Origin of the sequence: Bradyrhizobium sp. OAE829, assembly GCF_040546575.1 — a bacterium.
In the GTDB taxonomy this organism is placed as follows: domain Bacteria; phylum Pseudomonadota; class Alphaproteobacteria; order Rhizobiales; family Xanthobacteraceae; genus Bradyrhizobium.
The window spans coordinates 8,380,499-8,393,461 of record NZ_JBEPOE010000001.1; the positions used below are offsets into that span (position 1 = coordinate 8,380,499).

The following is a 12,963-nucleotide window of genomic DNA, read 5'->3' on the forward strand; positions in this document are numbered from 1 at the left end:
CTCGGACCGTCTTTGGCTTTCTTAGGGTGAACCATTCAAAATCAAGGTTCGCGCATTCCCTCGAGGCCAACCGGCAGTACCCCGGGCGAACAAATAGGTCAGCAAGGCAGGTGGCAGGCATCACGGCGATGAACGCGATCAACGCCGTGATCGTGCATTCGCTGTTCATCCCGCTCTTCCTGGGCACAACGGTTGCGAGCCTGCTGCTGGCGGTTGCAGGCGGGCTTCGGTGGGGCGAGCCGGGCGCGACGGCGATGCTGGCCGGCGGCGTGCTCTATGTGATCGGCATGTTCGTGTGCACAGCCGTCGTCAACGTGCCCTTGAACAACGCGCTGGCCGCCGTCCATCCGCAAGTACCGAGGCCGCGCCGCTACGGGCGCGCACTCTGACCGACTGGACGTTGAGGAATCATGTCCGGACGATTGCATCCACTGCGGCCTGCGCGCTGTTCATCAGGGCGATCGCGGTAAGATAGGGCGACACGCGCCATCCGTGTGCTGCGGCGTTCATTCGACCTTTGGACGGTCGTCAACTCTCTGGAGCTTCGACATGGTTGGAGGCATATTGTTGGCAACCGCCATTGACGGCGGAAATAACAGGGGGGCGTCGCATGAGGATTTTCCCGATACTCGCGATTGGTATGGCTCTGGCACTTGGCGCATGCGGCAAGGATCCTGGGCCTAAGGGCGATGCAGGTCCGCAGGGTCCGGCCGGCCCTCAAGGGGCGCAAGGCGTGCAGGGTATCGCGGGAGCGCAGGGCCAGCCCGGCGCACAAGGGCCCCAAGGCCCGCAGGGCGCGCCGGGTCCCAAGGGCGAGGCGGGTCCAAAGGGCGAGCTCGGCCCCAAGGGTGAAGCGGGCCCCAAGGGTGACACCGGTGACAAGGGTCCCAAGGGCGACAAGGGCGACGCAGGCGTCGCCGTTCGAGCCGTTCAGGCCGACGGGTCGGTAAGCTGCGAATCGACGGAAATGTTGGTGTCGGTGTTCTGCCCAGGTGGCGGTACCGCTGATGGCGCCAAATGCGGGACGGCCCCGACCGTTGGTTTGTGCCTGCGAAAGCCATAAGCCAAACCGGACTCTGATTATCGCGCTCGCCGGTTCGCGCCGGCGGGCTTCGCACTGGTTGATCTCGGTGAGGGCATCTCAGCGAGAATGAAGGTCGTTGCGCAAAGGCGAGATTGGATGCTGGTTCCCTGTCCGAAGGCGCAAGCTCCAAATCGATTTCGCGCGCCGAAAGAACTCTCCAGGATTGTTCGCACTCTCGATCATGCGACGGCCTCGGTCTCAGATAGGTTACTGCTATCGAGTGGCTGAACGATCATGGTGCATTTGACCGACCACGTTACTGGGCGATGTAGCGTAGTCGAGCGTGCGCTGGCCTCGCGGCCCTAGGCTGGACATCTTCTTACCCGGGCAAGCCACCCTTTCAAAAATCGGTCGGCCACCTCAAAGCACACTGGAATTCAAATGGGCCGGCTTAAATTCCCGATCGTTTCGCGGTGCCCTAGCTCTCAAGCAGTCCCTGAAGCCGATCAGGCAACTCCGCCGAGGCTTTCAAGTCCTTGCAGCTTGCCTTCCAGGCCTCAAAATACTTCTCCATCGGTAGCGCGCTGCGGCCTTCCCATCTGTTCAGCGCCCCAAGCGCCTCGATGCCGGCGGGGTTGCGTTCATACTCCGCGAGGATGGTGAGCGATGCTGCCTGTGCGAAAGCATTCAGACCCGGCTGCCCTTCCATTGCCTGGCGATGTTGCTTAAACCACATGCTGAGCTTATTTGGATTGCCTTGTTCGATCGCGAGCTTGCCGTAGCGCTCGACGATGTTTTGCCGGTAGGTGGCCAGGGCTGCCCCGAACCCGCTATCGTCCTTGAACGGCGGATCCTTTGACCAGCTATCTGCCAGGAGCCCCAAGCCGCGCAGCGAAAATGCCTCGACCATGGCCTCTTCAAACCATTGGCTGGGCGCTGCGGGTTTGGCGTCGGGGCGCCATGAGTTGGCCGCCACATGACCGAGCTCGTGGCCAAACTGATAGGCAAGCCTAGACCAGTCCCGCTCGCCGATAGCCACAATGATCCAACCCGTAGTGGTTCCATCCGGATGCAGCCAAACGGCGGGACCGCCTGAAGTGCGCTCCTCAACCCGCAGGCGATCCGGCTGGTCGTCCGAGACAAGCCGCAAACCATCAAAGCAAGCCGAACGCATTCGCTGAACCACATGCATAGCCGCGTCGGGGATCATGTGGCCCCAATCGCCGGCGAGCTCGATGGGGGCGATAAGGAGGGGCGGGGGAGCCGATGACATTTGCGCTTTAATTCCTCGAGTTATTACCGCTCGCTCGTACAACTTTTAAGCCGAGCTGCTGCGAAACGGTCGAGAAACGGTCGACAAGGATGGCTGGATCAAAGTCCTTCCTGAATCCAGCCTTTCGCACAATCGTTTTATAAGCAACGGCTGTCCTCGGCGTTGGATGGCTCATGTCCCGACACCAGGGTGCGGTCCGCTCAGACACCCTACACCGAATCGGTGCAAAGAAACCGAAATCCTCCAAGGAAAAAAATCATCCTCTCCGGATTGTTGGGAGGGCGCGGCTTTTTCCTCGATACCTGCCGTCCGCGAACCAGTTACTCGGCGCCATTGACAAGGGCATATGGCTGCATCTCTTGCCGAACCCGGCATCGTGGGCTGCATCCCATCGAGGTCTAACCGCACAAACCTAGTCGAACGTGATCCCATCTCTATCGCCAGCGCCACAAGATCGAAACCTGTTCCGCAGGCTCAAGAATTGGCGGCTTATCGCAACCCGCTACGACCCTGGGCCTCTGCCTTCATGTCCGCCATCTGTATCGCAGCCGCAGTCATCTTCTGAATGCAATCAATGAGAAATGGGCTCATCTAGCAGTGGACGGAAGTCTGCATCGAGCCCCTTCAATCGATCGCTCATGCCATCGTCTCGGTGGATCACAAGCGGAGGAATGCATATGTAACTCTGAGTTTTCGGATACACTAAGTTCATGGCGCCATCGATGCCTTGGCCCTGGTTTACGATTGACGTCCCGGGAAATGGGATAACTTGCTTCTTTAGAGGCAAGAGGGCGGTTAAGAACCGTTTCGCTCCACGTGGGCTGATTGAGTATGCTTGTAAGCCAAAAGCGTGTTTCAATCTCACAGGCGAGTAAATCGAACGTCCGTTCGCTGTGTCGTTCCACGTGAATGCCGGCGCTCGATCGTAGAACTGGATTTCAGCCGATGAGAAGCCCAAGTCGATCCAAATAAACAGCGGATCGTAAATATAACCCCAAAACAACACATCCCAATCATCTGGAAGTTGTGCGGCGACGGTGCGTCGATGCTCATTAAATGCGGGATGGCTATAAGCGTCGTCCTCAAATATTGTCACGGGTTCATTTCGATCGACAGCCTTCTGCCAAAGCCGAATATGGGAGAGGGCGGCACCCAAGGCTCCAGGACTATAGTCCAGCCCCGGTGCAATTATGCCTTCAGTTTCCAAAGACGACCGATCGACCATGTGGCCATCAACCGCCGAATAGCGCGTGTATGGGCCAAGGTTTTTGTTGCGATCCTTGAAAAGTTCCCAGCGTTTGGTGCTGCGATCCAAATTTATGACATTCGTTTCGCCGATTGATTGAACGGGCTTTGCTTTGGCGGCAATTTTTGTGGTGGAAGGCTGAAGAAACTCAACGCACCTTGCGAGCAGGGAACGTGCGACAGTTTCGCTGCCGGCCTGGTTGAGATGGAAGTCGTCCTGGAACATGTCGTAGCGTTCTGCCAGTTCGACCTCGAGATCGCATAAGGTAAGTGCTCCTGCGCGCGCGGCAGCGCGGGTGACTTCGTTGATGGAAAGTCGAGCTCGAGTTTTGCCCGGGTCGACACCATTACCGCGACGATGTGGAATTGTTGCAAACCAAAGTTCAATGCCAAACGCGCGAGCAGCGGCCGAAAAAAGGTCAAGCAACCGCCGGCGATCGGCAAACGAAGGTGCGGGGAGGTTATTATTGTCGCGCCATCGATTGTCTTTGCTGAGTTCGACGATCGGTTCGATCCAGCAGTCCCGACTCCAAAAGCTGGCCGGAACGTGGGCGACATCGACATCGACAATACCGGTCATCAAGATAACCAGGTCAGGCTTCATGGGAATAACTTTATTGATAAAGACGTTCAGCATGTGAAGCGTGGTGGCTCCGCTGTAGCCGCCATTTTTGACCGCCACATCTACGCCGAATTCCCCGCGCGCAAGTGTTTCGAGCTTTGCGCAGAACCTGTCATCCGGGTCGAGATACATGCATTCGACAACGCTGTCGCCCAAGACCACGAGCGTGTGTGTTGATTTCGTGGGCGAGTTGGTTCCGCGAATAAAGCCTAGCGCATCGGTCTCGAGCAGGTAGGGCTTTTGCCCGAGTGCGTGCCGGCGGCCTTTGACGTAGTCGTCCGACGGCGTGTTGTAAATCGATGCGAGAGGCGGATATTCCTTCAATCGTATGGTTCGCTCTGCGTTCTGCGATGGTGGATGAGGCGTATTCGCGAGCGCTTTCTTGAGCGACTGTTGGGCGAGCTCGGCCGCGAGCAGCGGCCTTATTGCTTCGCCATCGGAGCCGAAGGTCATCCATCCATAGACTTCGCGGTTGTCGAGCACCTGCGATATGGCCTCTTTTCGCGCGCTGGCAGAAAAGATCACATATTCATAGCGGTACGACGCGTCATCGTAAGTCAGGCGAGGTATCGTATCGGCCCGGATTAGATAGGTGCAGTGGACAAGCGCAACCTCATGGAGACCCGGTGAGGCGCGCTCGAGAATCTTGTGGTACTCGACGCTGTCTAGAAAATACCCGTTCGCATCGACGATCTGGTGATAGTTGGAATAGTTGGGTCTGTCGGTATCGACGCATCTGAGAAGCGGCGCTACGATCGGCAGGTTAAGGTCTACTAGATTTCGTAAGGTGAGGGGACGCAGATAATTGTCGACGTCGACAACGAAATAGAAGTCGCAACCCAGCGCTAAGGACTGACCCATGCTGTGCTGGCGGATTCGACCTAATACCGAAAAGCGCGTAGTGTTCCATTCGTGGTCGTCGAAGTCTTGAACGCGCTCCGCGACGTCGCTGTCATCGAACTCGACATGCGCATAGCGCGCGCCAACCCGAGCTACCCAATCGCGCAGGATTTCTGCGGTCGCATCTTTATTGTTGTTGGTCCTGATGTGCAGCGAGATATATTCCGGCGGGTAGTCCAGCGCCTCGATGCACTCCAAAAACAAAGGCAAGTGGCCGGCCTTACTCTTTGCCAGAATTGCGATCAGCACTTTTGGGGGAGGAGGTGTTGCGAATGGTGCCTTGCTTGCATCAAGAAACGACGAGGGTTTGACTTCCCGAAGTTTATCCTGCGCGAAACGGGCGTTAGCGATGACGCGCGTTCTCGTAGCTTCGTCTATTTTCGCGCGTTCGAGAATGCGCAGACAATCGGCGATGCAGCTGTGGTAATCGCCCGCCCAATAGGCGTTGATGGCATGCTCGTCGAGAAGGCCCCATTCATAGATCCAGCCTTCAGAAAAGAGAGCGCCGGGAGGTAACGGCAAGTCTATTCCGCGACGAGCGATTTCGGCGCCTAACTGGTTTCTGCCTTTGTACCGACAGTAACGGCTCGCACCGTGCAATGCTTCCGTTCTTGCAGGCTGCGATTCAGTGGCTTGCTGATACGCAGCGATGACATCGTCCTCAGGAAACTCGAGTTCCTCTTTCAGACGTGCTGCGCCCAATAGTGCTACATAGATCTCTTCCTGCCAAAAGCCCATCTCGGCTCGAGACAGGTATAGGTCGAGCGCTTTCTGTTTCTCGCCGAAATCGCGATAGCTTTGAGCGAGATAAAATGTGTAGCGGGAGCGGAGAAACGCGTCTGTCTCGTTTTGCAACGCGCGTTCTAACAACTCGGCGTCTTTTCGGAATTTCTGTGGATCCTGACTGCGCGCACCGCCTCCGTGGATCTGGATGGAAAAGCCCGAGGCAGTCACACGGCTATGAGAGCCGGGTGGGGTTTCGAGAAACTCGTGCAAAACACCGCGAAAATAAAAATCTTTTCTGTTGCTGCAAATTTGCGGCCTGTAATGCCTGATTGCGCCGTGATTGATCGGGACATCGTAAAAGTCTGCATCCATAGTTGTCTTGAATGCGGCGACGTCGAACCCGGGATCGAGAGTGAGCGTGTCGTCGGCGTCTATGATGAACGCGTAGTCGATATGCTCCGCTTTCCGAAGGCAGGCCAGCGCATGGGATCGATTGTATGCAAAATCCTGCCATGGTTCTTCGACGACGGCGCCGGCAATGCCATTTTTTGTGAGCCAATTTCGTATGATTTCCTGCGTTCCGTCGGTTGAGCCTGTGTCCTCAATCAAGACATAGTCGATCATCGGTCGTACACTGTCGAGACAGCGGACGATGACGCTTGCCTCGTTTTTGACAATCATGCAAAGGCCAATCGACTTCGTGGTCATTGCCCCCACACCTTCCTGATGGGCGATGCCTTTCTCTGCAATTTTCTGGAATGCAAATCGAGCGTTAGCTTCCATGCGTTGCCTGTCTTCAGCTGGAATGGATTTGCCCCCAGCTAACAGCCGTCGGCTCGCTTGGAGGCTGTCTTCGTATAGGTCTATTTGGCTTGCGCACACGCAATACTCGTCGAGTGCACCGTAATCGTAGATCCATTGTTCATGGAAAAGCGCCTCTGCAGGTGGCCGAGGCCATACATTGAGCGCGCGCTTCGCAAAATCGTATCCCTCTTGATAACGTTCGTGCTCCCTGCAGTAGCGCGCTGCGCCATGCAGGGCTTCCATGCGCCTGGGATCGATCCGGGCCGCAGCAACAAATGCATCGATGACTTCGACGCTGTGATGGCCGAGCTGAGCCTTAAGTTTTGCCAAACGATAGAGGCTAATGAAGATCTCTTGGCGCCAGAAACCAAGCAGAGCGCGCTTCGAATAATATTCACATGCGCGGTCGGGGTCGCCTGAGTTCTCATAGCTTTGCGCAAGGTAAAATGAATAGCGTGATTTAAGGAATGGATCGGTTTCTGCCGCAAGTGCTGCAGCTAAAATTGTTGCATCTCGACTGTAACGTTCGCTGTCGGCCTGGCGCCTTCTTGCGCCGTCGTCGTGCATTCGGATGCGCACGTTCGGTAGCGTCCCTTGGCTGCGGTTCTCGGGAAAGATGCGTTTTCCCTTTGCGTTTCGACCGCAGCTAAGAAACTCGTGCAATACACCTTCGTAGCGCCAAGGGAGCGCGGCGCGGACGAGCTGCGTGCGATCGTGGCGGAGCTCTTTATGCTGGATCTCGATCGTATAGGAATCGACATTGAGGGGCGGCATACGGTAGTCGTCCGGCAGTTCCAGCTCGTCGTCGGCATCAATGATGAAGATGTAATCGGCCTTGCCCCTGGCGAGTGCTAGAGCTTCGCTGCGATTGTGAGCGAAATCCTGCCAGCGACGATTGTGCAATTCGCCTGGAATACCGTGCTGGGCAAAAAAATCTTTGATGATTTGCTGAGTTCCGTCCGTGGAACCGGTATCGCAAATCACCCAAGTATCGATAATCGGCAATACCGATGCGAGGCAACGCTGGATGACGGGCGTTTCGTTTTTGACGATCATGGAAAGACAAATGCGGCGCTTATTCATGAGTAGTGACCCGGATAATTTTGTTGAGCGGTCGGGCCAGCATCCATCTTGACCCAGCAATCGATATAGTCAGGGAGACAGCGCTTTAAATTCATCATCGCATTCTTGCCGAATCATGATTAAGCATAGCTCGACACTGTCACTGAACGATCATGACACCTGAGCCCTTTTTGAAAACGGGGGCAGCGCATTAACCTCCTCTGGCCAGTCAGTCAGCCCTTCAATGCTCGTATATTTGCGATCGATCCGCGCGGATGGGACCCGAAAGCTCACCAATGCTAACCGTCCATTGCAGCTTGGGGCTTCGCAACGGAATCGGGGTATGCTAGCGATTAAAAAAATTCGACCAATTATTCCCTAAAATTTGTTTAGTCACAAGGCTACCCGCACGGTGTTTTGGTTCCATTAGTATCGGGACTAAGCGCGATTTTAAGTTGAATTCAGATTGCGACGTCAGCGCAACGGACCGCTATCGCCGTTAACTGCGAACGGAAAGGCAAATTTTCGCCGGCTTATTTTCAGTGTGCATTTGAAAGTTGCTCGTGCGGCGAGCGGCTAGGGGATCGGCATCTCGCCGAATGGCGATTAGTAGGCCAAGCGAATTTCTTTCCATCCAGCGCCCATCGAACGATCAGCCCCTCCGATGCAGCGGGGCTTCGTATGATTTGTACGAGATCTGAACCCTTCAAGTCGCGGCATAGATAATCTCGCAGCCATCGGTGACACTCTAGGACCGAATGGCGATCTGTTGTTGTGAAGCTGCCGCGCGGCCGAAGGCGCCCGGGGACGCCCCTTTGTTGATGCTCTTTCTCTCGCGACGGGTGCATCGGTCGCGATAGCACGAATCTGATTGGTGGAAGCCGTAACCCCGGTTCTCTATGGTTCCTTGCCTTCCGGGCAGACAGCCGGCGCTTATTTTGTCGGCATAACCGATAGCAGTAGTAAACTTGACGGTCGTCGGCAATTTTATCATTCCTGTCCGGCTCGCTTTTTGGGGAAAGTACTCTAGAGGCAAAACGGCAAAACTGGCACCGATACTTTTTGCACCGTGTCGGGGCTACGAAAGATCGCGCGCTTCGAGCTTTACGCTCGGCGGACGTTCGTTCCAAATCGTCCGGCTGTTCGGGCCGCAGCGACGCCCAGGAGATGGGACGAGCACGATAGCCGCACTGCGTTGCCTACGAAACAAGCGCTGCGACAGCATAATCTTCGGCTTTGCTTGGTGAACCATTCAAAATCAAGGTTCGCGCATTCCCTCAAGGCCCACTGGCAGTACCCGGGCGAACAAATAAGTCAGCAAGGTCCGCTTGCCCGCCTTGACGTCGGCAGTAACGGTCATGCCCGGCTTGAGCTGGAAGCCGCCAGGCACACCGTGCATCTTGAGCTCATCAATGGCCGCGCGGGCCTTGTAAAAGACCGCAGAGCTATCGCCTTGGCTGACGACGGTTCCACGCTGCGTATCTTGCCCACCGCCGAAGCTATCGGGGCTGATAAATCGGACTGTCCCCTCGGCCATGCCGTATTGGACGAACGGGAAAGTGTCGAATTTGATCGCGACCTTCTGTCCGGCGTGGACGTAGCCGGCGTCGGCGGTGGCGATACGCATTTCCACCTCGAGCGGCGCATCGGTTGGCACGAGCGTGATCAGCTGCTCGCCGGATTGCATCACCGAGCCGACGGAGACCTTAGCCACACTGAGGACCACTGCGTCCTGGTCGGCGCGTAAGTCAACGAGTTCGCGCCGTAGCGTCGCCTTGCGCAGGCTTTCAGTTGCATCGCTCAGGCTGCGTCTGCGCAACGTGAGTTCCTCGCTGATCTTCGCCTTCCACTGCTGTTCGTAGCCGTCACGCTCGGCCACCAACTGGTCGAGGTCGCGGCGGGCGCGCTCGGCTGCGCCCGTCGCGTCCGTCAAGTTGCGTTGCATCTCGATGGCTTGGTCTTCCGCGATTAAGCGGTTCACTTGGCTGCCGACCTGCAACCGCTCGAGTTCCCGGCGCTTTGACTCGAGCACGCTCGCGATCCGGTGGCGTTGGCCAAATGCCGCGACGTCGTGCTCAGCGCGGGTTATCTGCGCTTGAAGCCCGCTGAGTTTCTGGTTGTAGCTCTCAATCTGAAACCGATACTGCGCCTGGCGCTGGCCATACATCGCAACTTGCAGGACCGTGGAGGTATCCGCGCTCGTCGGCTGGTACGGCGTCCCGGAAGCTTCCGCCGTGAGCCGGTCGACCTCTGCCTGAAAGCTTTTCACCTGTGTCTGCAGGGCGCTTACGTCGGCCGCGGAGAAGGTCGGGTCGAGGCGCGCCAGCAGCTCTCCGGCGCGCACGGTTTGGCCCTCGCGCACGTTGATCGCGCGCACAATAGCCGTCTCAAGCGGCTGCACGACATTGGTTGCCTGAAGCGACACGACACGTCCCGAACCGGTCACGACCATATCAATAGGAAACAGCGCAGCCACCGCCATCGAGGCTAGGATCGCCGAGACAACCGTCCAGAGCATGCTTCGCGCCGCGGGCTTGATCGGTGCTTCAACAAGCGCTGCCGTCGGGGACTCGAATTCGAGGAGCGACGACGGTTGCGCATCGACTTTATTACGATCGCTGAACAATCGTTTTATGGCAGGGACTGTGGGGATAGAGGGCCAACGAATTCTTCCGGCCGCAGGCTTGGCTAGAACTTTTCGCGCGGTGCTCGAAGACTTGAGCTCAAGCGGCGGCGGTACCGACGGCGTTTCCTGCTTGCGACTGAAAAACAAACGGAAGCGCTTGCGCAGAGGCGATGACGCCCGCGGCGGATCCGCAGGTTGGGTTGCAGCCGACGCTGTTTCAATGTTGGCAGGGAACACCGTTGTACGGGGGAATGCTTCTGCTTGCTCGCGGCGCGTGACGACAGGCTGCTCACGCTGTGGCGGTTGGACAGGCTCGCGGCTGAGTAAAGTAACCGCGGCCGATACTGGTTGCAGAGCAACTGGTTGCAGAGCCGGGGAGCGAGCGCCGTTTGGAATCTGCCCAACCGGCGCCGCCGAAAAGGCTTCGCCGCTGGGCGGGTCCGTGCGGCTGCGGGCGGCCTCTACCCTCTGGATCGCCTCCTCAAGGGCGAGATGCTCACATATCAGCTCTGTTTTCGTGAGCGGCGGATTTTGGTTGCCCGAATGCCGGATGAAGGCGGAGCGAGTGCGCTCATAAAGCTCACGCCGAGCCTCGCCGGTATTGAGCGCCAGCGTGGTGACAGCCTTATCAATGAGCGGGTAGTACTTGGTCATTCTATACCATATTGGATTAAAGCTTTCGCCGAACGCTTTTTAGGTTAGCCAGTGCCTCCGCGCCGCACAGGTTCAGGCTTTGCTAGCTTGCGCCACCACACGCGAGAAATCCATTTCTGATCCCCCATACCTTCCTGTTGACTACGCGGCCGAGGCACTTCCTTTCAAATTGCGAGCCTCTCCGCCCGGTTCTTTAGCAAGACGTGTTAACTCGAGCGCGGCTTCAGTCACCCCTTGGGCTTCAGCCGCCTCGAACCATTGCCGTGCTTCGGCAAGATCAGTCCGGCCCGCAGCACCGCCGAGGAGATATCGGCCGAGCATCAGTTGCGCCCGTGGATGGCCGCGCTGCGCCGCCTCGCGGAACCAGCGCTGCGCCAGACCAGGATCTGCCACGATATCATGACCGCCATGATAAAGCGCACCGAGCGCGAACATCGCCCCAACGTGGCCCTGACTAGTAGCCCTTTCGAATAGCGCGCGGGCCCCACGATGGTCGGGCGCTCCGCCTCGGCCGTTTACAAGCATCTCGCCGAGAAGAACTTGCGCATCGACGATCCCGGCGTCCGCGGCGCGTCTCAGCCACATTCGACCTTCGACTGTGTTTTCTGGGACGCCACGGCCTTCGATCAAGATCCGACCGTACCAATACTGGGCAGTCGGGACGCCTACTGCCGCGCGGCGAAGCCACAGCGCCGCCGCGGTCTCATCGCGCTCGATCCCGATTCCTTCGGCGAAGCAGACGGCGAAGTTGAAGGCGGCTATGAGGTCGCCCGTCTCGGCGGCCTCTTGAAACCAATGACGAGTCTTGGCCTGATCGCCGGATTTGCCGCCGCCGCGGAGCACGAGATTAGCAAAGTCGGCTTTCGACGCCTCGTTACCGAGTTCGGCTGCACGCTCCAGCCAGAAGTTTGCGAGGTCCAGATCGCGGCCGACGGCGGTGCCGATCGAGTAGAGCTGACCCAAAGTCCTCGCAGCTGGCGCGTAGCCTCCTTCGGCGGCACGCTCGAGCCATGCTACGGCTTCGACATAGTTAGGTGGCAATTCGCCTCCGCGAGCGTAGAGAAGGCCGACCCGAGCGGCCGCCTCTGCGTCGCCGGCAAGTGCGGCACGGCGCAGCCAGGTTTCGCCTTCGACCAGGTTGCGCTCGATACCGTGACCATTGATTAGGGCCACGCCCAAACGCCTTTGCGCTAGGCACACGCCTTTGTCGGCAGCGAGACGATAAAGCTCGACGGCTCGAGTGAGTTCGCCGCCCACGCCTATGCCAAATTCCGTGAGCACAGCGATGAGATAGAGTGCCGTCGGAATGCCGGCCGTTGACGCTTTCGCGATCTGTTCAGCTGCTTCCTTCTGTGTCCGCTCGTCCTGTGCCCGGCGAAGCAGGGCGAGCCCAAGGCCAAGAGACCCCTGAGGACAGCCGGCTTCCGCCGAACGCGCGTACCAGCGCTCAGCTTCCAGCTCATCGGTCATGGTATCGGGGCCGGAAGTTAGGATATATCCCAGAAGCGCCTGGCCCTCGGCCGAGTTGCCCTCGGCGGCGCGGCGCGCCCAGTTAAGTGCCGTGAAGAAATCTGGGCCGCCACTTTCATTGTCGACGGCAAAGAGAGCCGCACTCGACTGCTCAGGGATGATCACGCCCTGAACATACAGAAGCGCGAGATAAAACTGGGCGTCCGCTGAATCGGCTTCCGCAGCACGTTGGAGCCAGCGTACCGCCTCTGTGGTCGCTTGTGGCACGCCGGTGCCCTCGTGATAGCATCGCCCGACTCGATACTGCGCCTCAATACAGCCGCCGCGGGCGGCGTAGGCGAGTTGATGGAAGCCTTCAGCCGCGCGGCCGGACTCGAGGAGCTCAATTCCGCGCCGGGCGCGGGCCGATATTGAGACTGGCGCGATCAGACGATCAACGAAACTCATTCTATGGCCTTGCTTGGTAAACCATTCAAAGAAGCTCGCGACGTAAACAGGTGGACCTCGGCCTGAAATTCGAAGAGCGCCGCCAGTATCGGTTGCGTGGGCCCGCGCTT

At 58.0% G+C, this 12,963-nt stretch carries 6 protein-coding genes; 2 read left to right on the forward strand and 4 right to left on the reverse strand.

All coding sequences use genetic code 11. From position 1 onward, the window contains the following. Window positions 1–128: 128 nt before the first annotated feature. Both ABIE49_RS39870 and ABIE49_RS39875 read left to right on the forward strand, forming a co-directional pair. Window positions 129–389 (forward strand): anthrone oxygenase family protein, encoded by a 261-nt coding sequence (locus ABIE49_RS39870; RefSeq protein WP_354067355.1) that lies wholly within the window; start codon window positions 129–131, stop codon window positions 387–389. A 221-nt stretch (window positions 390–610) separates the two neighbouring features. Further along, a complete protein-coding gene (locus ABIE49_RS39875; protein ID WP_192735853.1) occupies window positions 611–1,063 on the forward strand; it encodes a collagen-like protein in 453 nt (150 codons plus the stop codon). A 439-nt stretch (window positions 1,064–1,502) separates the two neighbouring features. Here the strand turns inward: ABIE49_RS39875 and ABIE49_RS39880 are convergent, their stop codons facing one another. The 4 genes from ABIE49_RS39880 to ABIE49_RS39895 form a co-directional block, all read right to left on the reverse strand. After that, a complete protein-coding gene (locus ABIE49_RS39880; RefSeq protein WP_354067357.1) occupies window positions 1,503–2,234 on the reverse strand; it encodes a hypothetical protein in 732 nt (243 codons plus the stop codon). Window positions 2,235–2,868: 634 nt separating this feature from the next. Further along, window positions 2,869–7,677, reverse strand: a complete 4,809-nt coding sequence (locus ABIE49_RS39885) for a glycosyltransferase family 2 protein (protein WP_210337256.1) — start codon at window positions 7,675–7,677, stop codon at window positions 2,869–2,871. Between the two features lie 1,237 nt (window positions 7,678–8,914). Beyond that, window positions 8,915–10,936 carry an HlyD family type I secretion periplasmic adaptor subunit gene (locus ABIE49_RS39890; protein WP_354067359.1) on the reverse strand — a complete coding sequence of 674 codons (2,022 nt, stop codon included), beginning with the start codon at window positions 10,934–10,936 and terminating at the stop codon, window positions 8,915–8,917. A gap of 141 nt (window positions 10,937–11,077) precedes the next feature. Then, complete coding sequence (locus ABIE49_RS39895; RefSeq protein WP_192735855.1) at window positions 11,078–12,853, reverse strand: tetratricopeptide repeat protein; 1,776 nt, start codon at window positions 12,851–12,853, stop codon at window positions 11,078–11,080. Window positions 12,854–12,963 lie beyond the last annotated feature (110 nt).

Bases quoted from the DNA above. Each gene is read 5' to 3' on its own strand.
- ABIE49_RS39870 (WP_354067355.1), top strand. From the start codon at position 129: ATGAACGCGATCAACGCCGTGATCGTGCATTCGCTGTTCATCCCGCTC.
- ABIE49_RS39875 (WP_192735853.1), top strand. From the start codon at position 611: ATGAGGATTTTCCCGATACTCGCGATTGGTATGGCTCTGGCACTTGGC.
- ABIE49_RS39880 (WP_354067357.1), bottom strand. From the start codon at position 2,234: ATGATCCCCGACGCGGCTATGCATGTGGTTCAGCGAATGCGTTCGGCT.
- ABIE49_RS39885 (WP_210337256.1), bottom strand. From the start codon at position 7,677: ATGAATAAGCGCCGCATTTGTCTTTCCATGATCGTCAAAAACGAAACG.
- ABIE49_RS39890 (WP_354067359.1), bottom strand. From the start codon at position 10,936: ATGACCAAGTACTACCCGCTCATTGATAAGGCTGTCACCACGCTGGCG.
- ABIE49_RS39895 (WP_192735855.1), bottom strand. From the start codon at position 12,853: ATGAGTTTCGTTGATCGTCTGATCGCGCCAGTCTCAATATCGGCCCGC.